The sequence below is a fragment of the Hymenobacter radiodurans genome, from assembly GCF_004355185.1.
Classification (GTDB): domain Bacteria; phylum Bacteroidota; class Bacteroidia; order Cytophagales; family Hymenobacteraceae; genus Hymenobacter; species Hymenobacter radiodurans.
The window spans coordinates 4,269,721-4,290,886 of record NZ_CP037922.1; the positions used below are offsets into that span (position 1 = coordinate 4,269,721).

The following is a 21,166-nucleotide window of genomic DNA, read 5'->3' on the forward strand; positions in this document are numbered from 1 at the left end:
AGTGCTTATTCCATAAAAAAGCCCCCAGGATCAACTAGACAATATTTCCGTTCTGGTCACGGCGGCGAAAAGCGTTTAACTCGGCAGGCCGACGGTTCTGATAGAAGCGCTGCTCATCGTAGGAAGGCTGATTGTAGAAAGTCTCAGAACCAGTTTCGGGTAACGGCAGCTTCAGGGCCCGCAGCATCGCCTCTTCGTAGTCGCGGCTGATTTGAATCTCGGAATAAGGCGGATATTCCAATACCGATTCCATCGTCAGGGCCGGGACAAACACGTTATCCCCCTCTTCGTCCAAGGCAGCTACGCCAATGGGCAGCAGAATATGACGCTCGTTCTTGTTGATGCGCAGGTTGCTGCTCAGTTCAATATCGAGGTAGCGCACTTTCAGCGCGTCTTCTTCCACTATCAGCTCTGCTACTTCGCCAAATTTCTGTCCGTCGGCGCCGCGCACGCTCCAGCCGCGTACATCGGGGCTACTATCTGCTACTTCAAAATCGGTCAGGTCGCGCAGACGGCGTAGGTGCATACCCTCGGCAGGTGGAATAGGGGCAGAAGTTGGTTCCATGAGTAAAGCAATAAAAGGCAGATAGAAGAGCAGCTATTTCCGAGAAAAGCCGATATTATTTCATGGATGAAATCAGGCGGCAGGCTTGCTTAATGTGCCAACTACATCGGCGGCCCGCACCAGAAACTCCCGTACCGCAGGCACTTCCGCCTCTGTAATCTGATTGGGCAACTCGTCAGCTCGTTGCACCAGCTCAGCCACAGGGCGAGCTAAAGCAGGATAAGCTTTTTGCTGCATTGCCTGCATTAAAGCGGCTGCCGCCACCAAACCCGGCCGTATGCTAGCTTGGGGGTTATCGCTCAAGCGACTAGTGGCACTGGTAAGGTCGTTGCGCTTCTCGGTGATGTTATTATCGCGCAAGTCGTTGCGGTCAGCTAGATCGACGAGCGTAGCCGTGAGCAGTTGGAGCCCACGCCGTCCGTAATCGGGAGTATCATCTTCATCGGCCGCAAATCGAGCCAATTCCTCAGTTGAAGCCGGCGTTTCTTCGGCAGCCATGTCCGTAACGGCTTGCGTGCCGCCATCGGCGGGCGGGGGCGTAGCGCGTGCTTGTGCCTCGGCATTGGTATCGGCCGGAGCAACGGCGCCCGTTGCGGGCGGCGCGGTAGCGGCAGGCTCCGAATCAGCGCGAAGTAAAAAGTAAGCTCCTACGGCCAACGCTGCCAGCACTAGCAAAATCAGTAGCCACGGACTGAACGAGTTTTTTTTACGTTGGATATTTATTTCAGCCATAAGTCAGGTTAAAGCAAGTATGTGGAATGCAGTACGGACGGCAGCCAAAATAGGTACTGAAGGCGGCTGACAGCTATGAGCATTCAAGCTACCAGTATATATTAACACGTTGGAATACATAACTCTAACGCACCTCATTTAATATTACCACGGAAGTAAAAAAGCCCCCAGACTAATCTGGGGGGCTTTTTTACTTCCGTGGTAAGCGACAAGTTTAAGCAGGCACTTTCCGATACATCTTAGCCAACTGCTCAACGGCAAATTTGACTTCTTCCGCCGTATTGTACTTACTCATCGAGAAACGGATAGCGCCCCGCTTGGGGTCGCAGTTTAGGGCGCTCAGCACGTGTGAACCCGCATTAGCTCCGCTCGTACACGCCGACCCTCCGGATACCGACACCCGATTAATGTCGAGATTGAAGAGCAGCATCTCGTTTATATCCGAGGGGGGCAAGCTAACGTTTAGTACCGTATACAAGCTCTGGTCAGCTTCGGCGGAAGTACCATTAAACTGCACATCCTCGATTTCTGCTCGCAGAGACGTTATAAACAATTCTTTCAAGCTTTGAATATGGCGCTGATGGTCCGCCATATCTCGATAAGCAATTTCCAGTGCCTTGGCTAGTCCTACAATGCCGTACACATTCTCAGTGCCAGCTCGCACGTTGCGCTCTTGGGAGCCGCCGTGGATCAGGGGCGTCACTTGCGTACCGGAGCGGGTATACAGAAATCCAACTCCTTTCGGGCCGTGAAATTTATGCGCTGAACCGACCAGAAAGTGCGTTTTGAGTTGCTGCACATCGTGGCGATAATGCCCCATAGTCTGCACCGTATCCGTATGAAAAATAGCGTTATGCTGCTGACATAGCTCGGCAATAGATTCTACGTCGTTGAGATTACCGATCTCGTTGTTGGCATGCATCAGACTAACGAAAGAGCGCGGATGTACCGCCAACAGCTCAGCTAAATGCGCCAAGTCTAGGCGGCCACGCTCATCGTGCCGTACGTAGCTCAACTCTATATCACCGCCTTTTTCCAGCGCCTGCAATGTATGCAGCACGGCATGGTGCTCTAGGGGCGAAGTAATAGCATGCCGCAACCCCAGTGTACGAACACTTCCGAAGGCAGCATAATTATCAGCCTCAGTACCACCCGACGTAAAGGAAATCTCCGCGGGCGCCGCATTTATCAGATGCGCGATGGTCTTGCGCGCATTCTCGATAGCAGCCCTTACCTGTCGCCCATGCCCATGAATGCTGCTTGGGTTGCCGAAGTGGTTTTGCAGAAAGGGCATCATAGCTTCTAGCACCTCGGGGTCGAGGGAGGTGGTAGCGGCATTATCGAAATAAACGGCTTGCTGAGTCATAGGCACCGATAAATAGCACAGAGAAATGAGTACAAAGATTTGAACTAGATAGCCAGCACAGTAACACCATTCCGTATGCCGGCTATCTTATCAAATCTATGCTTTAGCGGAGAGAATCTCTTTGATGTCTCCGATGATCTTGTTAGCCAGATGATCGGCGGTAGCATTCGACTCCGACTCGGCGTAAATGCGGATAATGGGCTCCGTATTGGACTTGCGCAGATGCACCCACTCTTTATCAAACTCTATTTTAACGCCGTCGATGGTATTGATGGGCTGCTTCGCGTAGCGCTGCTGCACCTGCTCCAAAATCTTGTCGGTGTTGATGTCGGGCGTTAGCTCGATTTTATTTTTCGAGATATGATAATTCGGGTATGACGCCCGTAAGCGCGTCATCGTCAACCCAGATTTTGCCAAGTGAGTCAGAAATAAAGCAATTCCCACTAGCGCATCGCGGCCGTAGTGCAGTTCGGGGAAAATGATTCCCCCGTTACCCTCGCCACCAATAATAGCGTTGGTTTGCTTCATCATATTTACCACGTTCACCTCACCAACGGCAGCGGCGGCATAATTGCCCCCCAGTCGTTCCGTCACGTCGCGCAGGGCACGGGTGCTGCTCAGGTTGCTTACCGTGTTACCTCCACCGTTCTGCTTGAGGACATAATCAGCTACAGCTACTAGGGTGTACTCCTCGCCGAACATTTCGCCATTTTCGCTTACCAGCGCCAAGCGGTCTACATCAGGGTCTACTACGATACCGAGGTCGTAGCTACCTTTCTCGAGCACTCGCGCAATATCCCTCAAGTTTTCGGGCAAGGGCTCGGGGTTGTGGGCAAAGTCGCCAGTAGGCTCGCAGTGCAGCTTCTCGATTGTTGAGACGCCCAGAGCCTCCAACAAGAGTGGCACGGCTAGTCCGCCACTAGAGTTTACGCAGTCAATTACCACGCGGAAGTTTTTCGCCCGAATGGCCTCTACATCTACCAAAGGCAAAGCCAGTACGGCCTTCACGTGCTTTTTAAGGAAGCTTGAATCCGTGCTGTATTGGCCCAGCTTGTTTACCGGCGCAAAATTAAATTGCTCAGCATCGGCCAAGGCTAATACTTGCTGCCCATCTTGGTCAGAAATAAACTCACCTTTATTATTGAGCAGCTTCAGCGCATTCCACTGTTTTGGGTTGTGGGAAGCAGTCAGGATGATACCGCCACCGGCTTTCTTGGCGGGTACGGCCAGCTCTACGGTAGGCGTAGTGCTCAGGCCCAGATCTATTACATGGATTCCTAATCCCTGCAAGGTCGCGGCGACTAGTTTGCTCACCATTTCGCCCGAAATGCGGGCATCACGGCCAATAATGATGGTGTTGTTCTGCGTGGTATTCAGTACCCACGTTCCGAAAGCGGCAGCATATTTTACTACGTCGATGGGCGTAAGGCCCTCTCCCGCTGCGCCCCCAATGGTGCCCCGAATACCCGAAATTGATTTTATTAGTGCCACAAGCAATGGTTATTTTAAGACGCAAAAGTAGACAAACGCGCTGCTTTCTCTATGAAAGTAGTTTTAGGGTCATGACAATTTTTAGTCCTTAAATCATTTCCTATCGTTGATAATCGGGTGTTTTTGCCTGCACAAATATTACTGTATGCTGAAAGTGAGCGTATATTTGATTTAATGGAAAATTCTTCCCCTTCTCGTCGTTCCGAGCAAATAGCTGCTTTTAGCCGTCTACTGGATGTGCTTGATCGGCTACGCGCTGAGTGCCCCTGGGACCGTAAGCAGACTATGCAAAGCTTACGACACCTCACTATTGAAGAAACCTATGAGCTTTCTGATGCTATTCTGCGCGATGACTTAGCAGATGTGCAAAAGGAACTCGGAGATGTATTTCTGCATTTGGCCTTTTATTCAAAAATAGCGTCCGAAAGTGGCCGTTTTGATATTGCTGACGTCCTTAACGCCCAATGCGATAAACTAATTTTTCGTCATCCGCATATTTATGGCGATACGCAAGTGGCGGATGAGGAGGAAGTGAAGCGCAACTGGGAGCAACTAAAGCTGAAAGAAAAAGGAAACACCTCCGTGCTGGGCGGAGTACCCGTATCACTGCCCGCGCTGGTGAAGGCCATGCGCATCCAAGAAAAAGCCCGCGGGGCAGGTTTTGATTGGGAAGAGCCAGCGCAAGTCTGGGAGAAAGTACAAGAAGAATTAGGTGAGTTCGGAGCTGAATTTGCCCCCCAGAACGCTGATTCCATTGATTCGGAGCGGGCGGCAAGCGAGTTTGGCGACTTATTATTTTCGCTGGTAAATTTTGCTCGCTTTGCCGGAATTAACCCTGAAGAAGCACTAGAACGTACTAACCGTAAGTTTATTCAGCGCTTTCAATACCTTGAAACAGAAGCCGCCCGCGACGGGCATCAGCTCACTGATTTAACCCTGGCAGAGATGGATACGTACTGGGAAAGGGCCAAAAAACTGCCTGCTTCAGTTACGTATGAACAGGGTGAAAAATAGCTTTTTTTTAAGTCGCACACCGTTTTAAACCGTTTAAACCCATATTTCATTTGGCGGCACGCTGGTTTTTATTTAGGTTTGCCATGCATAGACCTTCTGAGAAACTAGGCTCCGCACACGAGCAGACCCATATTTTATTCCCATTATTGAGGGGCAAATATGAGGGTGAGCGGAGCCGCTGCTGTCTTTAGGCTATTCTTTTTTCACCAAATACCCCATTCATTTTCTCCTTACCTCTTCAACCTTTCACTACCAACCCCCTAATCCTCCGGCACAATGGAACAGAAGAATGCCATGAACAAAAACGTGCGGCCTGCCGCCGCTACCGCTGCTCCTAAGGACGACGCGAAAGGCGGATCAGCGTTCGCCGCCATCGTAATTCCGTTGGCACTTATAGTCTCGATTATTATCTACATGTTCGTTTTTGGCAATGGTGCCAACTTCCAGGGCGGTAATAATGAGAACAACCCAATCGAAGGTAACTACCTCGGCATCGTGTATAAAGGAGGCTTTATCGTGCCTATCCTGCTCACCCTGTTCTTGCTCGTTATCACCTTCTCGATTGAGCGTTACTTGACTATCAGCAAGGCTAAGGGTACTAAGAGCATCGAAAGCTTCGTACGCTCAATTCGTCAAAAGTTGAACGTAAATGACATCACGGGTGCGCTAGCTGTTTGCGATCAGCAAAAAGGCTCGGTAGCCAACGTTGTTAAAGCTGGTTTGCTGAAGTACCAGGAGATGTCGCGTGAGCGTGGCATGGACAAAGACCAGAAGATCCTGTCAATCCAGAAAGAGATTGAAGAATCTACTGCTTTGGAATTGCCTATGCTGGAAAAGAACCTGGTTATTATCTCAACCATCGCTTCTATCGCTACATTGGTAGGTCTGTTGGGTACGGTTGCTGGTATGATCAAGGCCTTCTCGGCTCTGGCACAAGCTGGTAACCCCGATGCTACAGCACTTGCAAACGGTATTTCGGAAGCACTGATCAACACGGCTCTGGGTATCCTTGGCTCGGCGCTGGCCATCATCGCCTACAACTACTTTACGAGCAAAATTGACGAGCTGACGTACAGCATCGACGAAGCTGGCTTCAGCATTATTCAGACGTTTGCCGCTCAGCACGGCGAAAAGGAAACTTACACGGCATAAGTTGCGGTTAACGCACTAAAGCCTAGGGTTCCTACGTTTCTGAATTCAAACTAACAAAGCCAGAAATGCCTAAAGTAAAGCCCCATAGAACGTCCCCTCGTTGGATATGACCCCGATGGTGGACTTGGCATTCCTGCTGGTGACATTCTTTATGCTCACCACCAAGTTTGCCCCCGAGGAAGTGGTTATGGTGGACACACCATCCTCTACCTCAGACCTTAAGTTGCCCGATACCAACCTTATCACGCTTTCGGTTGATAAAGACGGCAAAACCTATTTTGCACTGGACAGTGAGCCTGCAAAAATCTTGATGCTGGAGAAAGTGGGGGCCAAATATGGTATCTCTTTTACTCCCCAGCAAAAGAAGCGCTTCGGCCAAATGACCAGTTTTGGTGTACCTATTCAGCAGCTTGGCTCCCTCCTCGACCGTAGCAAGGAAGAGATTAAGACCATTAAGCAGCCAGGTATCCCGACTGACTCTACGAACAATCAAATCATTGATTGGGTGATACAGGGAAGAGCTGCTAACCAACAGCTTTTCAAGAAGCCGGTTTATATCGCCATCAAGGGCGATAATAACGCGGATGTACCGACGGTTCGTAAACTTATCAAGTACATGCAGGATAAGGACATCAATCGCTTCAACCTGATTACTGATTTGGAGATGAAACCCAAATTGGTAAGTAACTAACCTCCCGTAGCGAAATGGCAGAAATACAACAACAAGCCGATTCCGGAGGAAAAGGTGGGAAGAAACGGGCCAAGAAAATGTCGACTAAAATCGACATGACCCCCATGGTTGACTTGGCCTTTCTTCTTCTTACCTTCTTCATGCTCACGACTACGTTCAATAAGCCGAACGTAATGCAAGTGACGATGCCGGTAAAACCTAAAAAAGATGATCCGCCATCTGAGATTAAATCATCGAATGCGATGACAGTCATCTTAGGTGAAACCAACAAAGTATATTACTACGAAGGCCTGTTGGCTGACGATGTAAAGCCTGAGTTGAAGGTCACTAATTACGGCGCTACTGGTATTCGTAAGGTGTTGCTCGATCGTATGCGTGCTAACCCTCAAACTGTAGTACTGATTAAGCCCGCGCGGAAATCGGTTTACAAGAACATGGTTGACATTCTGGACGAGATGAATATCACAAACCAGAAGAAATACGCACTGGTGGATATTTCACCAGCTGATACTGTACTTATAACCAAGTCAGGGCTATGATGGATAATGCGCAATTGGCCCGTGCTTCCTTCGACGATATCGTCTTTGAAGGTCGCAACAAGGCCTACGGAGCATTTGTGCTCCGCCGCTTGTATAGCAAGCACCTAACCCGCGCTCTTCTTATTGGTATCGCCATCTTCGCAGTTCTAGTAAGCTTCCCCATTATTGCTCGCATGTTTGAGGGCAGTAAAGCAGAGGAAGATGCTAAAAACTTAAAGGTGAACGAGCTGATGGAAGCGCCACCACTGGATAAAGCAGTGCCACCGCCACCACCGCCGCCACCACCAGAGGCGCCACCACCGCCACCACCAAAGCTCTCCACGATTAAGTTTACTCCTCCTGTCATTAAGAAAGACGAAGAAGTAGTAAAGGAGGAAGAAATTCCGGATCAGGATGAGTTGAAGGATAAGGTGGTTGCTACCGAAACCGTAAAAGGAAACACTGATGAGGTGGACCTAAGCGGTTTGGAAGGTGAAGGCGACGCAGCAGTAGCTGAAGTAGTAGACACGAAAGTGTATACCTATGTAGAGCAAATGCCGCAATTCCCTGGTGGTAACGATGCTATTGTTGGTGCCATTCAAAAGGCCATCAAATACCCAGCATTGGCACTACGCAATCAAGTAGAGGGCAAAGTTTTCGTAAACTTTACTGTAAACCCACAAGGTGAGGTAACGGATGTGAAAATTACCAAAGGCATTGGGGCCGGCTGCGACGAAGAAACCGTTCGCGCTGTGAAGACTCTTCCTAGGTTTGCTCCTGGTAAGCAGAATGGCCGTGCAGTAAGCGTATCATTTACTGTTCCGGTAACCTTCGCTATCAAGTAATTCACTTACTTTTTGAAGCTCAAAACCCCAAGCAACCGCTGTGTTGCTTGGGGTTTTTATTTGTATAAATATTTTTGTCGGCATGCATACTAGTTGAAATATATAGAGCGTTGAGAGTTTGAAAGCCGGAGCGGAAGCAATGAGAAGTAGATAGTATAAGGCTTGGGTAATAGCGTGTTGCGGCCTCCTTTCACCTTTAAGCCTATACAACCCATGAAAACCCTCAATCTACTCACCGCCACCCTCGACGATATCGTCTTCGATGGCCGCAACCAAGCGTATGGCGCCTATCTGCTGCGTCGGCTGTACAATCGGCACCTAGCTACGGCGCTGGCTGCTACGTTAGCACTCTGCCTAGTGCTACTCAGCGTCCCTATACTGGTGCAGCGCCTCTCTCCAGCAATTGCAGACGTGACATTGCCAACCGATCCTGGAATTATCAAGCTTGAGCCTATCATTTTGCCCCCCACTGATCTTGTCAAACCTCAGCCAACTACTCCGCCGGCAACGCGGGCTGTAGTAACAAGGATTAATCCCCCTAAAACGATGCCGCAAGTAGTGGCAGATAATGCGGTCACGGAGCCACCGTCAACACATAATACAACTAGCGATATTACGCCTGCCGGCGCTGTTGTCGGCCCTGTAGCTATTGCGGGCAATGATACTGGCGTGATTACCGATCTGCCAAGTACAGGTGCTGACTCAGGCAAGACGGCAGCAGGCGCCATTACGAAGCCCTTCCTAACTGCCGAAGTGATGCCTGAGTTTGCGGGCGGTCCGGAAGCGTTACGGCGCTACATGCAACGCAACTTGCGCTTCCCAAGTCAAGCGGCGAGCGTTGCCATATCGGGACGGGTGTACGTTTCCTTTACGGTGAATCCTGATGGCAACATATCCGATGTATCGGTGATTAAGGGACTGGGCTACGGGACAGATGAAGAAGCGGTGCGGGTAATAAGTAAAATGCCCCCCTGGTCGCCTGGTCGCCAAAACAACCACGCCGTTCCAGTGCGTTACACAATGCCTATTACCTTCCAGTATCAGTAAACTAACTTTGCTAGTAAGGATTGCAGCTTCTTACTGAATAAAAAATCCAGGGCGCAAAACCATGCGCCCTGGATTTTTTGTATCCGCTTAGCCTTAAAATATGCTATATGATATATATTTTGGGCTGGGCAGCGAACAATCTACCTACATTTATACGTTAAGGCACTAACTGCATACTTTTCCCGTTAGATCACGCCTATGTTGAATCGCCAAACAACGGATGAACGCTTGGGGAAGCGCGGCGCTCATAATGTAATGCGCTACTTTTCGCTGTTCATGGCCTTAGCTTATATTAGCTTGGGCATTTTCCTTTGGTTTGCCTCGCCTGAGGCTTTTTCGTTGTCACCGGCCGTACAACGCACGCTGGGGGGCATTTTTGTCCTCTACGGAATTATTAGATTTGTCCGCACCTATCAGCAACATTTCAAGAAATCCAATGACACTTCTGCGCGCTAACTGGCGAGCAGCCGGCGCTTTGCTTCTGCTCTCCGGCTTACTCAGTACAGGTTGCAATCAAGGAAATCCTGCTGACAGAGACACGCCAACCAGTGGTCGTCTCAACATCAGTGTGGATGAAACGTTTGAGCCCATCGTGCGGTCACAGGTCGATACTTTTCAGAAGCTTTATCAATCGGCTACTGTTACGGCAGCTTATAAGCCTGAAGAGGCCGTTATGCAGGACTTGATGACGGATAAAGTCCGTGCTGTAATTGTGTCGCGGCAATTGACTGAAGCCGAAAGGGCCAATTTCAAAAAGCAGACGATCACGCCGCGCATAACTAAGATTGCTACGGATGGATTGGCAATTATCGTGCACCCGAGCAATCCTGACTCGCTGCTCACGCTGGCTCAACTGCGAGCTATTTTTACTGGTCAGACGGCGAAGTGGACGCAGGTAAGCGGCAAGAAAGGGCTAGGCGACATTAACGTCGTGTTTGATGCCAACCGCTCCAGCACCACCCGTTATGTGCAGGATTCAGTAACCCAGGGAACGCCTTTAACAAAGCGCGTGTTCGCGGCAAAATCGAACCCTGAACTGCTTGATTACGTTGCTACGCATCCCGACGCAATCGGCGTGGTGGGAGCCAACTGGATAAGTGACCGTGACGACTCGTCTGTGCAGAGCTTTCTGCGCAAGGTGCGGGTAGTGGGCATAAGTGCCCTCGACAACCCAAAAACACCTGACGATTACGTGCAGCCCTATCAGGCTTATTTGGCCCTCAAGACGTATCCTTTGCGCCGCGAGCTGTATGTTATCAACCGTGAGGCCCGGACGGGCCTCGGCAGTGGATTTGCTTCGTTTGTGGCTGGCACCAAAGGCCAGCTGATTATTCTGAAGTCGGGACTGATGCCGGCCACCGGCCAAACACGCATCGTGACCACTTCAACTAAGTAAACTTTAAACTCTTTCACTCACTCTTCTTCACTAACCCTTTTGCTCATGAACTTCAAGCCCTGGAAGCTTTCGTTCCTCGTTGCCTTGTCGGTTTCCGGCTCTGCCGCTTTCGCTCAGAGTGCGCAGACCGCACAAAAGTCACTCGAACTGGAGCGCTACAATGAAGCCCGTGGTGCTCTGCTCCGTCAAGGTCAGTCGCCTGAGGCAATGTACGAATTGGGTCGCCTGTACCAAATGCGGGAAATGCCTGATTCAGCTGCATTCTACTTCAGCAAAATCACTCCAAATGCCGATTCGCCTATGTCGTTGGTAGCCGCTGGTCGTGCTGCGCTGGCGAAAGGGAATGAGGCAGAGGCGGCAAACCAGTTTGACAAAGCGGTAAAAGCCACCAAGAAGAAGGAGGCATTCAATACGCTAAAGCTGATTGCCCAAGCTTACGCTGAGTCTGATGTTAAAGACACGGCTAAGGCTATAGCCTATGTGAACGCTGCACAAACGGCGAACAAAGGCAAGGACGATTTGGGTCTAATGATTGCCCGCGGCGACATTTACCAGAAGTCTGAGAATGGTGGCGGCGAGTCAATGGGCAGTTACGACCGCGCGTTGATCGTAGATCCAAACTCGGTGATGGCCAACTACCGTAAAGGCCAGTTGTATGTGCGTTCGCGTAACTTCAACGAGGCTCGTACTTCTTTTGAGAAGGCTATCAGCCTCGACGCGAACTTCGCCCCTGCTTATCGCGATCTGGCTGAGATGTACTACTTCGCCAAGCAGTATGACTTAGCGCTGTCCACCTTTCAAAAGTATATGTCGATAGCGGAGAAGACGCCTAGCACGAATGCTAAGTACGCTTCTTTCCTCTACCTAACTGGTAAATACCCAGAGGCCCTGACTGAGATACAAAACGTATTGAAGACAGATCCGAATAACCTGACAATGAATCGTTTGCTGGCTTACTCTCTCTATGAGAACAAGCAGAACGACCTAGCATTGCCAGCAATGGAGAAGTACATGAAGATGGCCCCCGCCAACAAGATTATCCCGAGGATAATGTCTATTATGGCAAAATGCTAATGGGTGCTGGTCGTACGGATGAAGGCGTTGCTATCATCGAGAAGGCTATTCAAGCCAATCCGGATAAAGCTGGTGATCTGCAGAATGACTTGGCTCAGGCTTACCTAGCTAAGAAAGACTATGCGAAGGCTATTGCCACGTACCAGGCTAAAATTGCTGCTCAGGGCGATAAGCCTGAGCTAGCTGACCAGATCTATCTGGCCCGTGCTTATGAGCAAAACAAGCAGTTTGCGGAAGCTGACAAACTCTATGGTGCGGTAGCAACAGCTCGCCCTACCTACGTGCCAGTATATCTGATGCGTGCTCGCGCTAACTTTGGTCTGGATCCAGATTCCAAGCAAGGTACCGCCAAGCCTCACTATGAGAAGTTCATTGAGGTGGCTAAAGCAAACGACCCTACTAAATACAAGGAAGGTTTGGTTGAGGCTAACAAGTATCTTGGCTACTACTACTATCAAAAAGGCGAGAAGGCCACTTCACTACCTTATTGGAAGGAAGTAATAGCTTTGGACCCAAATGATACGCAGGCTAGCACCGCTATCACTGAAATTACAAAGCGTAAGAAGTAATTCACTTCAATAAGTCATAAAAAAGCCCCCAGTATATGCTGGGGGGCTTTTTTATGACTTATTGAAGGTAGGCAGCATAATTAAGCCTACTCATTGGCATTGGCGGCAAACTTCTCCCACTTCTCTAGCACGGTAGCAAAATCGGCTGGCAACTCTGACTCGAAGTGTAATTGCTGACCCGTATCAGGATGCTCGAATCCTAATGATTTGGCGTGCAATGCTTGGCGAGGCATTATAGCAAAAGCTTTCTCAACAAAAGCCTTGTAGGAGCCCGTACGCTGTCCGTACACGATTTTGTCGCCCCCATAGGTCGCGTCGGAGAACAGTGGGTGGCCAATATGTTTCATGTGCACCCGGATCTGATGCGTACGTCCGGTTTCGAGGTTGCATTGCAGTAGCGCTACATGTCGGAATGTTTTGAGCACCTTGTAATGCGTAACAGCGTGCTTTCCCTGCTCACCATCAGGAAATACGGCTTGTACCTTACGATCTTTCGCGCTACGGCCTACATGGCCTCTTATAGTGCCTTCCATCTCCTTCGGAATCCCCCAGACCAGTGCCAGGTACGTGCGCTCGATAGTATGATGGAAGAACTGCTGCGAGAGGTGTGTCATAGCCCACTCCGATTTGCCTATTACCAGCAGGCCCGAAGTATCCTTATCAATGCGATGTACTAGTCCAGGACGTATTTCGCCGTTGCGGCCCGTAGGAAGATTCTTTAGGTGGTGGGCCAATCCGTTGACCAACGTGCCCTGCCAGTTTCCGAAAGCCGGATGCACAACCAGTCCGGCAGGCTTGTTTACAAGTAGCAAGGCCGAATCCTCGTAGGGAATATCCAGCTCCATCGGTTCAGGTACCACCTTAAACTCCCGGGGCGGCTCCGGCAGCGTGATGGTGATAATGTCATACGGCTTAATTCGGTAGCTGGCCTTAACCACTTTTTCGTTCACCTGCACTGCTTCAGCCAGAATAGCATTCTGAATCTTGGTGCGCGAGGTGTGCGAAAGCCGATTTAGCAGAAACTTGTCTAAGCGCAGCATCTCCTGCCCCCGATCTACCTGAATACGGTGGTGCTCATAGAGTTCGTCGCCGCCCTCGCCCATTTCTTCGTCAGCCAGATCATCGGGGGGCAAATTTTCAGTAAGCATAAGTAGCTGGTGCGCTTTTGTTAATCAGGTCTCAAAACAAGAAAGCCGGAACATTAAGTCCCGGCTTTCTAAGGCAATAGGATAAAGAAAGATTACTTCTTTTTGCCCTTCTTAGCAGTGTTTGCTGCTGGCGTAGCAGCCGGTGCGGCTGGTGTAGTCTTAGCCGGTGCTGCAGCAGCAGCTTGATTGGCACCAGGTGTTACACCCATTTTCTTGAGGATCATATCGGAGATATCGCCTTCTTTAGGGCCGTGTAAGAGCACTGGGCTAGCACCATCCGAGTTCAATACATAGGTGTAACCGTTTTCAGTGGCTACTGCATCAATTGTCTTTTGTAGCTTATCCAAAGCGGGCTTCAGCAGCGTTTGCTGCTTCTGCTGGAGTGAGTTGTCGGCGCTGCGCTGAAACTCCTGAATAGAGCCCTGCAGGCCCGTCAATTCTTTCTCTTTGTCGGCGCGTACTACTTCCGTCATGGCACTGGCACCCTTCTGATAAGCCTCAGCCTTGGTCTGATAATCAGCAATTTTGCTCTTTAGCTGAGCTTCCAGCTGCGAGCTATACGCTTTCAGATCTGACTCGATCTGCTTGCTTTCAGGCATCTGGCTGAGCACATAGTCCACGCTAGTGTATCCGATCTTTAGCGGAGCCTGGGCTAGGGTAGTCGTAGCGGTTGTGAAAGTAAGGGCGGCCGCGGCCAAAGCAAAGCGGATTTTGTTCATGGTGGTCATTAAAAGGGAAGTTGCAAGTTAGAAAGTCAAAGTTAATTTTTTCGTTTTACCGGCTGAGCCGGCTGCCGGGTGCGAGGGGCCGGACGGGTAGCAGCAGGGGCATCAGTCGCCTCAGCCTCTACACCATCGGTGGGCGTAGTTGGCGTTTCTACCGTCTGTACTGCGCCCTTTGTACCAGGTTGGTTCTTTTCTTCAGAAGCTAAACCCAGTTCCTCCAGCACAAATTCAGTGTAGTCATGGACTGGATTCGTATAGAGCATGGTTAGGTCGCCAGCCTTATCAAATACAATCGCCAACTGTTTCTTCTTGGCCACCCGTTCGATAGCCTCAAACACTTGATCCTGAACAGGTTTAGTTAATTCTTGGCGCTTTTTGAATAATTGCCCTTCGAAACCGAAGATCTTATTCTGATACGCTTTTATTTCCTGCTCTTTCTTTAATATCTCATCCTGCCGCTTCTTTTTTGCAGCTTCCGTCAATAACACTTCTTCTGCCTGATAAGTGCGATATAGCTTATCAAGATCCTTCTTTTGGTTCTCGATATCTTTTTGCCAATTCCCAGACAGCGTATTCAACTCCTGCTGGGCAGCAGCGTAGGCCGGCAGTTTACCCATTACAAACTCGGAATCCACATACCCAAACTTTTGCGCTTGAGCTGCAGAAACCGTTAGTAATCCTGCTAGTACAATGAAAAGAGAAGAAAGTAGCTTTTTCATGGCGGAGATTTTAAGAATCTAGCTAACTGGCTAATGAATTAGCGAATCTGCTGGCCAATAATAAAGTGGAAAATACCCTCCTTTTTAGTCTGGCCAGGCACTGTGTCAAGTGGTAAGCCATAGTCGAACCCGAGCAAACCGAATGCCGACATAAATATGCGGGCACCCACCCCTACCGAACGGTACAGCTTATAAGGATTGTAATCGGTATACTGATCAAAAGCATTACCGGCTTCTGCAAAGCTCAACACATACACCGTTGCTGCCGGATTAAGCGACACTGGATAACGTAGCTCCATTACGTATTTATTGTAGGCTACACCTCCACTCGAAGCTTGTCGAGCCGTTGGAATGGAGTTGGCATCTCCTGGGTCACCATACCCACGCAGACCGATATATTCTGTACCGATGAGGAAGTTAGAGGAGCCACCGTAACCTAAGCCTGAGCCACCCAATTTGAAGCGCTCGAAAGGTCCAATCTGCCGATCAGAGCCATACGAGCCGATGTAGCCAAAGTGAGCCCGTGAATTAAGTACCAGCTTTCCAACGATTGGGGTAAACCACGAAGCGTCGAACATCCACTTGTGAAACTCAACCCATTCATTAACGGAAGGATGAGCGCCATTGAATACTGAATAAGGAGGCGTCAGGTTCAAGCTTAGTGACAGCGACGAACCACGACGCGTATATGTTGGATTATCAATGCTATTGCGTGATAGGGTCGTATTTAGTGTGATATTATTCGCATTACCAGTACCGTTCCGGAAGAACTCCGTACCGAAAGCCGGATACTGATTCAACTTATACTGGCTAATGGAAAGCGAATTGCTAAGAGTAAAGTAGTCGTCAGGGAAGCGCAATTGCCGACCTAAGCCAATAGAAGCGCTGTTTACCTTGATGAATCGGTCAGTGCTGGCATCTAGCGCTTGCCCTAAACGCTGAATGCTTTTATTCAGGCTAAAGGTGAGCGAATTACGCTTACGACCCCCTAGCCAAGGTTCAGTGAAAGAGAAGGAATAGGCTTGATATTGTAAACCATTGGCCTGCACGTTCAAAGCTAACCGTTGCCCGTCACCAGCAGGCACTGGCTTCCAGTTGCGGAAGTCACCAGCCTTACGCAGTGAGAAGTTGTTAAAAACCAGACCTACTGTACCAATAAAACCTGCATAACCACCCCAGCCGCCTGAAAGCGTGATCTGGTCAGAAGGTTTCTCAACTACTGTGTAGTTAATGTCTACTGTGCCCTCTGCTGGGTTAGGTACGGGATTAATACCAACTTTCTCTGGGTCAAAGTAACCAAGCGTCGATATCTCCCGCTGCGAGCGAATTAACAGTTCCCGGTTAAATTTGTCCCCCGGTAGCGTCCGTAGCTCACGGCGTAGCACATGGTCGCTCGTTTTGGTATTACCTGCTATGTTCACCTCCTTGATACGGGCCTGAACACCTTCGCTAATCCGCATCTCTAGGTCAATAGAGTCACCCTCAATCTTGGTTTCTACCGCATCAATATTGAAGAACAGGTAGCCATCATTCATGTAGAGCGACTGCACGTCCTGCCCCGTAGGGTTGTAGCTAATACGCTTCTCGAGCTCTTCTTTGTTGTAAACGCTTCCCTTCTTGATGCCTAGAACCGACGCCAGTGTCTTATCATCGTATAGATAGTTGCCGTTCCAAGTAATGTTGCGGAAGTAATACTTGGGGCCTTCATCTACTGTAATTCGTAAGGCCAGCCCGTCCTCCTGACGAATCAACGTATCAGAAACGATAACAGCGTCTCGGTAGCCTTCAGCATTATAAAACTCCAGCAGATTTAGCTTATCCTCTTCGTATTCAGCCCGTTGAAACTTACCTGCTGTCAGCAGTTTATACGACTTTTTAGCTTTTGTCTTCTTAAGCTTCTTCTGCAGCTTCCCATCAGTGAATGCTTCGTTACCTTCAAAAGCAATATCACGAATACGAATTTTATCCCCTTTATCTACTTTGATTTTGAGTACGACACTATTAGAAAGACTTGAGTCAGGTACTTGCGTAATGCTAACCTTAGCATCAAGGAATCCTTTGTTTGTATAGAATTTGCGTACCTGAGTGCGGGTGTTATTTAATAAAGCATCCGTAACCACTTTACCCCGGATAAGCTTGATCTTATCGCGCAGTTCATCACCTTGTCCTTTACTAATGCCTACAAAGTCGAATTTAGATAGGCGAGGACGCTCACTAAGGAAGAAATCGAGGAAAACGCGTTGCCCATCTATGCGAGTAACGGATACACTCACATCACCGAGAATACCCTGTTCCCACAAGCGGCGAATAGCTTTGCCAATCTCCTCTCCCGGGATAGTTACTGGGTCGCCAACTCGCAGACCTGTGATGCCGATAAGCGTATTTGCATCCAGATACCGCGCCCCACTAATGGTAATACCCCCTAGCTCGTAGCGCTGAGGCTCGGCAGGCGCTGCAGGAGTTTGGGCCTGCAACTGTCCGATGCCAACTATGCCAAGCGACACTACGAGGGCTAGTCGCGTGATAAATTTATTAAGAGAAGCAATCATTCTAAAAACTTACGAAACGGTTAGTTGCTCACTGGTTTTGCCAAACCGGCGCTCACGGCGCTGATAGGACTGAATGGCATCGTAGAAGTGCTCACGCCGAAAGTCAGGCCACAACAAATCAGTGATATAAAGTTCAGTATAAGCTAGTTGCCAAAGCAAAAAATTACTGATACGCTGCTCACCACTTGTCCGAATGAGCAACTCGGGGTCAGGAATGCCCCCCGTAGCAAGGTATTGGGCTACAGTTGCCTCATTCACGGCCGCGGGCGCTAGTCGGCCAGCGTCTACTTCCTCGCTAATGCGTCGCATGGCCTGAGTCAGATCCCAACGGCCACTATAACTTAACGCTAGTACCAGCGTCATGCGAGTACCAGCTCGGGTCAACTCTTTAGCTTCGGCTAGTTCACGCTGACAGGATGCTGGCAAACTATCGATCTGCCCAATAGACTCCAACCGAATACCGTTTTTGAGTAGGGTGGGAGTTTCCTGGCGAATAGTATGCACCAAAAGCTGCATCAAGGCGGTCACCTCATAAGCTGGCCTGGCCCAATTTTCGGTCGAAAAGGCGTAGAGCGTTAGATACGAAATGCCTAGCTCGGCAGCCGCTTCTACGGTGTCCCGCACAGCGGTAATAGCGCTTTGGTGGCCAAAAATCCGAAGGCCACCTTTTTGCTTAGCCCAACGCCCATTGCCATCCATAATAACGGCTACGTGGGCAGGTAAATTCTGAGAGTCAATTTCGGACCGAGAGGCCATTGCTATTTTTTGCGTAAAGAGGCTGCAAGTTACGCAAATGGTTGCATTTGCCTTCCGTATATGAGCGCTATAGGTCTTCTGCGCTTTATTCGGGGCAATAGATTTTATAGAATGTATAGGATATGCTTACCCCGTTGTAGAAATACCAGTCTTTGGTATGAGGATTCGCGATAAACTCGTTTTGGTCGCCTAAGTGATCTAATTTATCCGAAAATGTCTTGCGAGCGCCGGCCTCTAGTCCGAGATTCCACCGAGGAGATAAAGCATATTTTATACCTGCACCAACCGGAATCGCAACACCGAGCATACCTCCGCTAGTGCTAGGAATATTAAATCCCTGGCCCTCAAATGTCGTTTTGGTGTTGGCGTAAAATCCAGCAACTCCAATAAATACATAAGGCGTGAAGTGAATTTTGTCCTTGCGATTATGGTAATTAAAGAAGTTGTATTCCACTACGCACGACACTTCAGCCAAGCCACCCTTCATAGTAGCTTGCCGATAGCTATTTAAGGGTGCCGTCGCATCATTTACACCTTTAACATTTTCGTCATTGGCCTGTAGCATTCCGCCCGTAAAAGCCCCCCGAAGCGTAATTGGTACTGAAATATCCTTTCGATAGAAAATAGTCAGAACTGGTCTGTTATTCTCGAACTGATAATTCGGTGAGAGTTCACCTTTATAATTTAGCCCCCCAATGCCAATACCCAACTCACTGGTATTTTGGGCGTTAGCAGAAGCAATAAAAAAAACACTCCCTACTAGCACAAGGCAAGTAAGGAGTGTTATGCGGAGAAACGATTGCAGCATCAGACTGACTCTTGAGTGAAATAGACAGCCAGATACTAGTGGCTATCGGAATTTAGGGCTCTTCACGCGTGGCTGAAGAATATAGTTAAGCGTGATACCAGTAACGATGTACCAGTCATCTTCATTGCTTTTACCACGCATATTTCCTGGATCATCAAAGCCAGCAAACTCGCCAGTACGGCTAAGTGTAATGTCGCGACCGAAATACTGAGCAGCAGCGCTACGAAGATCAGCATCCTGAGCAAAGTTACCGCTTACATCATCAATGTAGTCAGTGAATGTCTTGCGCCAGCCTATTTCCAAGCCGATGTCAAAGTCCTTATTGATTTTGTAGCGAACGCCGCCACCAAATGGAATAGATATCTGAGTTTTGCTGTATCCTTCTGTCTGGCCTTCAGTATTCAGGGGCTGAAGCTCTACATAATCACCAGGATTCAAAGTCGTTGCGTTATCCTTCACTAAACCTTTGGGGTTATGGTAGAAGGCAGCAACACCTGCAAATACATAGGGCACAAAATCAGGACGCTTTACGTACGTATTGCGGTTCTCGATCAAGTCGAAAACACCAATTGCTGATAATTCAACTATGTCGTTGCGGAAGGCGAAGTTACGGTTGTAGCGATACTTAGCATCCGAATCGTTCTGGTTTGCAGCTTTCGTGTCGTCGCCAGTGATACGGCCATAAGATAGACCAGCACGACCAGATATCCGGGGGGCAAAACGGCGTGTGAAAGTCAAACCTATGTTAGGCCGTGTAGCAGCAAAACGGAAGCTGGGAACGCTAGCCTTCGGTACAATATCACCGAAATAGTTCATAGCGTTCAGGCTTACCCCTACGGAATTGTACTGCTTCCGTCTGTTAAACTGCTGAGCGCTTGCCTCGTTGGCTACTAGTGCAAGCACGAGCAACACAGCTAAGGTGTGGGTAAAGAAATGCTTCATAATCAAACCAGGGTTAGTAATATCAGATTTTGAGAGAGCAGGGTAGCCAATAGGCATAGTAGCAGTCGGCGACAAAAGTAGGGGTTGTAAAGAACTTTAAAAACAAATATTACAAATAGCCTTTCACTTATACAGGTGTTCCAGCAGGGTTTCGCCGATCCAGACCCCAATTCAGCTTACTGCGCAAGGTGGTCAGAAAATTAACGTGATTCAATTTTACGAGTCGTGCCCCAAAGTTTTCACGGCGTACAGCAATCTGCACATTAGCCTCCACGGGAACCGAACGGGAATCAAGCGACAGCAGGAAATTATTGCTTCTACCTTCTATTTCAAAGGAAATCACGCTACGATCTGACACGATAAGAGGACGCACATTAAGATTGTGCGGACATACGGGTGCAATAATGAAATTGTTGGTTTGCGGCAACATTACGGGCCCTCCACAGCTCAAAGAATATCCGGTAGAGCCCGTTGGAGTAGCTACAATCAGGCCATCTGCCCAATAGGAATTCAAATACTCACCATCTATGTAGGTATGCACCACAATCATAGACGATGTATCACGCTTGAGAATGGAGAATTCGTTAAGACCAAAATTAATCTTCCCGAAAACCTCCGGATCCGTTTCTACGCGAATCAAACTTCGTTCCTCAATTACGAAATGCCCCTTATATAAGGCGTCAATTGCCTGCGCGATGCGCTCTGGGGTGATGGTAGCTAAGAAACCGAGCCGACCAGTATTAATACCTAAAATCGGAATCTGCAGGCTTCCAACATAGGTTACTGTATCCAATAGAGTACCGTCGCCACCGATACTGAGGATAAATTGTACGCCTCGCAGAGAATCACCACGCTGAAAAACCGTAATTTTTTCGGGCAAGCGAAGCCGAGATGAGAGAGAAGAGTGAAACGACTCAGCAATAAGAATATCAGTCTGACGAGATACCAGATCATCTAGCAAAGCCTGAACGAAAGGCAAGGTAGAGTCGTCGAGGGGCTTACCAATTATGGCGATTTTCATAACAAAAGAGTAACCTGCGGTAAACCGTCGGGGTAGAA

General features: G+C 49.0%; 22 protein-coding genes. 10 read left to right on the forward strand and 12 right to left on the reverse strand.

What is annotated here, in order from left to right; all coding sequences use genetic code 11:
* Window positions 1-34: 34 nt before the first annotated feature.
* The 4 genes from EPD59_RS19345 to glmM all read right to left on the reverse strand — a co-directional run bounded on the left by EPD59_RS19345 (window position 35) and on the right by glmM (window position 4,154).
* Complete coding sequence (locus EPD59_RS19345) at window positions 35-565, reverse strand: PRC-barrel domain-containing protein (protein WP_133274211.1); 531 nt, start codon at window positions 563-565, stop codon at window positions 35-37.
* Window positions 566-637: 72 nt separating this feature from the next.
* Window positions 638-1,297 carry a hypothetical protein gene (locus tag EPD59_RS19350; RefSeq protein ID WP_133274212.1) on the reverse strand — a complete coding sequence of 220 codons (660 nt, stop codon included), beginning with the start codon at window positions 1,295-1,297 and terminating at the stop codon, window positions 638-640.
* A 214-nt stretch (window positions 1,298-1,511) separates the two neighbouring features.
* A complete protein-coding gene (locus EPD59_RS19355; RefSeq protein ID WP_133274213.1) occupies window positions 1,512-2,663 on the reverse strand; it encodes a cysteine desulfurase family protein in 1,152 nt (383 codons plus the stop codon).
* Between the two features lie 96 nt (window positions 2,664-2,759).
* Window positions 2,760-4,154, reverse strand: coding sequence for a phosphoglucosamine mutase (gene glmM / locus EPD59_RS19360; RefSeq protein ID WP_133274214.1), 1,395 nt, complete (start codon window positions 4,152-4,154; stop codon window positions 2,760-2,762).
* Window positions 4,155-4,328: 174 nt separating this feature from the next.
* Here glmM and mazG point away from each other — a divergent pair, with 174 nt between their 5' ends.
* From mazG to EPD59_RS19410, 10 genes are all read left to right on the forward strand, one after another.
* Window positions 4,329-5,168: a nucleoside triphosphate pyrophosphohydrolase gene (gene mazG / locus EPD59_RS19365; protein ID WP_133274762.1), complete on the forward strand. Its 840-nt coding sequence runs from the start codon at window positions 4,329-4,331 to the stop codon at window positions 5,166-5,168.
* A 276-nt stretch (window positions 5,169-5,444) separates the two neighbouring features.
* Window positions 5,445-6,320 carry a MotA/TolQ/ExbB proton channel family protein gene (locus EPD59_RS19370; protein WP_240731509.1) on the forward strand — a complete coding sequence of 292 codons (876 nt, stop codon included), beginning with the start codon at window positions 5,445-5,447 and terminating at the stop codon, window positions 6,318-6,320.
* Window positions 6,321-6,426: 106 nt separating this feature from the next.
* Window positions 6,427-7,011 (forward strand): ExbD/TolR family protein, encoded by a 585-nt coding sequence (locus tag EPD59_RS19375; protein WP_133274215.1) that lies wholly within the window; start codon window positions 6,427-6,429, stop codon window positions 7,009-7,011.
* A 14-nt stretch (window positions 7,012-7,025) separates the two neighbouring features.
* Entirely contained in the window at window positions 7,026-7,550 is a 525-nt protein-coding gene (locus tag EPD59_RS19380) for an ExbD/TolR family protein (protein ID WP_133274216.1), read from the forward strand.
* The gene (locus EPD59_RS19385) at window positions 7,547-8,374 is read left to right on the forward strand and encodes an energy transducer TonB (RefSeq protein ID WP_240731510.1); all 828 of its coding nucleotides are present in this window, start codon (window positions 7,547-7,549) and stop codon (window positions 8,372-8,374) included. The genes EPD59_RS19380 and EPD59_RS19385 overlap by 4 nt, the downstream gene beginning before the upstream one ends.
* A 213-nt stretch (window positions 8,375-8,587) precedes the next feature.
* Complete coding sequence (locus tag EPD59_RS19390; RefSeq protein ID WP_133274217.1) at window positions 8,588-9,421, forward strand: energy transducer TonB; 834 nt, start codon at window positions 8,588-8,590, stop codon at window positions 9,419-9,421.
* 198 nt (window positions 9,422-9,619) lie between these two features.
* A complete protein-coding gene (locus tag EPD59_RS19395) occupies window positions 9,620-9,877 on the forward strand; it encodes a hypothetical protein (protein ID WP_133274218.1) in 258 nt (85 codons plus the stop codon).
* Window positions 9,858-10,817 carry a PstS family phosphate ABC transporter substrate-binding protein gene (locus EPD59_RS19400; RefSeq protein ID WP_133274219.1) on the forward strand — a complete coding sequence of 320 codons (960 nt, stop codon included), beginning with the start codon at window positions 9,858-9,860 and terminating at the stop codon, window positions 10,815-10,817. Before EPD59_RS19395 ends, EPD59_RS19400 begins: the two co-directional genes overlap by 20 nt.
* A 45-nt stretch (window positions 10,818-10,862) precedes the next feature.
* The gene (locus tag EPD59_RS19405; RefSeq protein ID WP_133274220.1) at window positions 10,863-11,891 is read left to right on the forward strand and encodes a tetratricopeptide repeat protein; all 1,029 of its coding nucleotides are present in this window, start codon (window positions 10,863-10,865) and stop codon (window positions 11,889-11,891) included.
* Entirely contained in the window at window positions 11,885-12,460 is a 576-nt protein-coding gene (locus EPD59_RS19410; protein WP_133274221.1) for a tetratricopeptide repeat protein, read from the forward strand. The genes EPD59_RS19405 and EPD59_RS19410 overlap by 7 nt, the downstream gene beginning before the upstream one ends.
* Window positions 12,461-12,546: 86 nt before the next feature.
* Here the strand turns inward: EPD59_RS19410 and EPD59_RS19415 are convergent, their stop codons facing one another.
* The 8 genes from EPD59_RS19415 to EPD59_RS19450 form a co-directional block, all read right to left on the reverse strand.
* On the reverse strand, window positions 12,547-13,608 hold the full coding sequence (locus EPD59_RS19415) for an RluA family pseudouridine synthase (RefSeq protein WP_133274222.1): 1,062 nt from the start codon (window positions 13,606-13,608) through the stop codon (window positions 12,547-12,549).
* Between the two features lie 92 nt (window positions 13,609-13,700).
* A complete protein-coding gene (locus EPD59_RS19420; protein WP_240731511.1) occupies window positions 13,701-14,327 on the reverse strand; it encodes an OmpH family outer membrane protein in 627 nt (208 codons plus the stop codon).
* Between the two features lie 41 nt (window positions 14,328-14,368).
* Window positions 14,369-15,052, reverse strand: a complete 684-nt coding sequence (locus tag EPD59_RS19425) for an OmpH family outer membrane protein (protein WP_133274224.1) — start codon at window positions 15,050-15,052, stop codon at window positions 14,369-14,371.
* Window positions 15,053-15,090: 38 nt separating this feature from the next.
* Window positions 15,091-17,601 carry an outer membrane protein assembly factor BamA gene (gene bamA, locus EPD59_RS19430; protein WP_133274225.1) on the reverse strand — a complete coding sequence of 837 codons (2,511 nt, stop codon included), beginning with the start codon at window positions 17,599-17,601 and terminating at the stop codon, window positions 15,091-15,093.
* A gap of 9 nt (window positions 17,602-17,610) precedes the next feature.
* The gene (locus tag EPD59_RS19435) at window positions 17,611-18,357 is read right to left on the reverse strand and encodes an isoprenyl transferase (RefSeq protein WP_133274226.1); all 747 of its coding nucleotides are present in this window, start codon (window positions 18,355-18,357) and stop codon (window positions 17,611-17,613) included.
* A gap of 85 nt (window positions 18,358-18,442) precedes the next feature.
* Window positions 18,443-19,165 (reverse strand): type IX secretion system protein PorG, encoded by a 723-nt coding sequence (porG, locus tag EPD59_RS19440; protein WP_133274227.1) that lies wholly within the window; start codon window positions 19,163-19,165, stop codon window positions 18,443-18,445.
* A gap of 42 nt (window positions 19,166-19,207) precedes the next feature.
* The gene (locus tag EPD59_RS19445; RefSeq protein ID WP_133274228.1) at window positions 19,208-20,164 is read right to left on the reverse strand and encodes a DUF6089 family protein; all 957 of its coding nucleotides are present in this window, start codon (window positions 20,162-20,164) and stop codon (window positions 19,208-19,210) included.
* 70 nt (window positions 20,165-20,234) lie between these two features.
* The gene (locus EPD59_RS19450; RefSeq protein ID WP_133274229.1) at window positions 20,235-21,128 is read right to left on the reverse strand and encodes an NAD kinase; all 894 of its coding nucleotides are present in this window, start codon (window positions 21,126-21,128) and stop codon (window positions 20,235-20,237) included.
* Between the last annotated feature and the right edge of the window lie 38 nt (window positions 21,129-21,166).

What these genes read in the sequence shown, in the direction of transcription:
- EPD59_RS19350 (WP_133274212.1), bottom strand. Translation starts at nt 1,297, where the DNA reads ATGGCTGAAATAAATATCCAACGTAAAAAAAACTCGTTCAGTCCGTGG.
- EPD59_RS19435 (WP_133274226.1), bottom strand. Translation starts at nt 18,357, where the DNA reads ATGGCCTCTCGGTCCGAAATTGACTCTCAGAATTTACCTGCCCACGTA.
- EPD59_RS19355 (WP_133274213.1), bottom strand. Translation starts at nt 2,663, where the DNA reads ATGACTCAGCAAGCCGTTTATTTCGATAATGCCGCTACCACCTCCCTC.
- EPD59_RS19445 (WP_133274228.1), bottom strand. Translation starts at nt 20,164, where the DNA reads ATGCCTATTGGCTACCCTGCTCTCTCAAAATCTGATATTACTAACCCT.
- EPD59_RS19390 (WP_133274217.1), top strand. Translation starts at nt 8,588, where the DNA reads ATGAAAACCCTCAATCTACTCACCGCCACCCTCGACGATATCGTCTTC.
- mazG (WP_133274762.1), top strand. Translation starts at nt 4,329, where the DNA reads ATGGAAAATTCTTCCCCTTCTCGTCGTTCCGAGCAAATAGCTGCTTTT.
- EPD59_RS19450 (WP_133274229.1), bottom strand. Translation starts at nt 21,128, where the DNA reads ATGAAAATCGCCATAATTGGTAAGCCCCTCGACGACTCTACCTTGCCT.
- EPD59_RS19420 (WP_240731511.1), bottom strand. Translation starts at nt 14,327, where the DNA reads ATGAACAAAATCCGCTTTGCTTTGGCCGCGGCCGCCCTTACTTTCACA.
- EPD59_RS19400 (WP_133274219.1), top strand. Translation starts at nt 9,858, where the DNA reads ATGACACTTCTGCGCGCTAACTGGCGAGCAGCCGGCGCTTTGCTTCTG.
- EPD59_RS19345 (WP_133274211.1), bottom strand. Translation starts at nt 565, where the DNA reads ATGGAACCAACTTCTGCCCCTATTCCACCTGCCGAGGGTATGCACCTA.
- EPD59_RS19370 (WP_240731509.1), top strand. Translation starts at nt 5,445, where the DNA reads ATGGAACAGAAGAATGCCATGAACAAAAACGTGCGGCCTGCCGCCGCT.
- EPD59_RS19385 (WP_240731510.1), top strand. Translation starts at nt 7,547, where the DNA reads ATGATGGATAATGCGCAATTGGCCCGTGCTTCCTTCGACGATATCGTC.
- EPD59_RS19375 (WP_133274215.1), top strand. Translation starts at nt 6,427, where the DNA reads ATGACCCCGATGGTGGACTTGGCATTCCTGCTGGTGACATTCTTTATG.
- EPD59_RS19380 (WP_133274216.1), top strand. Translation starts at nt 7,026, where the DNA reads ATGGCAGAAATACAACAACAAGCCGATTCCGGAGGAAAAGGTGGGAAG.
- EPD59_RS19425 (WP_133274224.1), bottom strand. Translation starts at nt 15,052, where the DNA reads ATGAAAAAGCTACTTTCTTCTCTTTTCATTGTACTAGCAGGATTACTA.
- EPD59_RS19405 (WP_133274220.1), top strand. Translation starts at nt 10,863, where the DNA reads ATGAACTTCAAGCCCTGGAAGCTTTCGTTCCTCGTTGCCTTGTCGGTT.
- EPD59_RS19410 (WP_133274221.1), top strand. Translation starts at nt 11,885, where the DNA reads ATGCTAATGGGTGCTGGTCGTACGGATGAAGGCGTTGCTATCATCGAG.
- EPD59_RS19415 (WP_133274222.1), bottom strand. Translation starts at nt 13,608, where the DNA reads ATGCTTACTGAAAATTTGCCCCCCGATGATCTGGCTGACGAAGAAATG.
- bamA (WP_133274225.1), bottom strand. Translation starts at nt 17,601, where the DNA reads ATGATTGCTTCTCTTAATAAATTTATCACGCGACTAGCCCTCGTAGTG.
- porG (WP_133274227.1), bottom strand. Translation starts at nt 19,165, where the DNA reads ATGCTGCAATCGTTTCTCCGCATAACACTCCTTACTTGCCTTGTGCTA.
- EPD59_RS19395 (WP_133274218.1), top strand. Translation starts at nt 9,620, where the DNA reads ATGTTGAATCGCCAAACAACGGATGAACGCTTGGGGAAGCGCGGCGCT.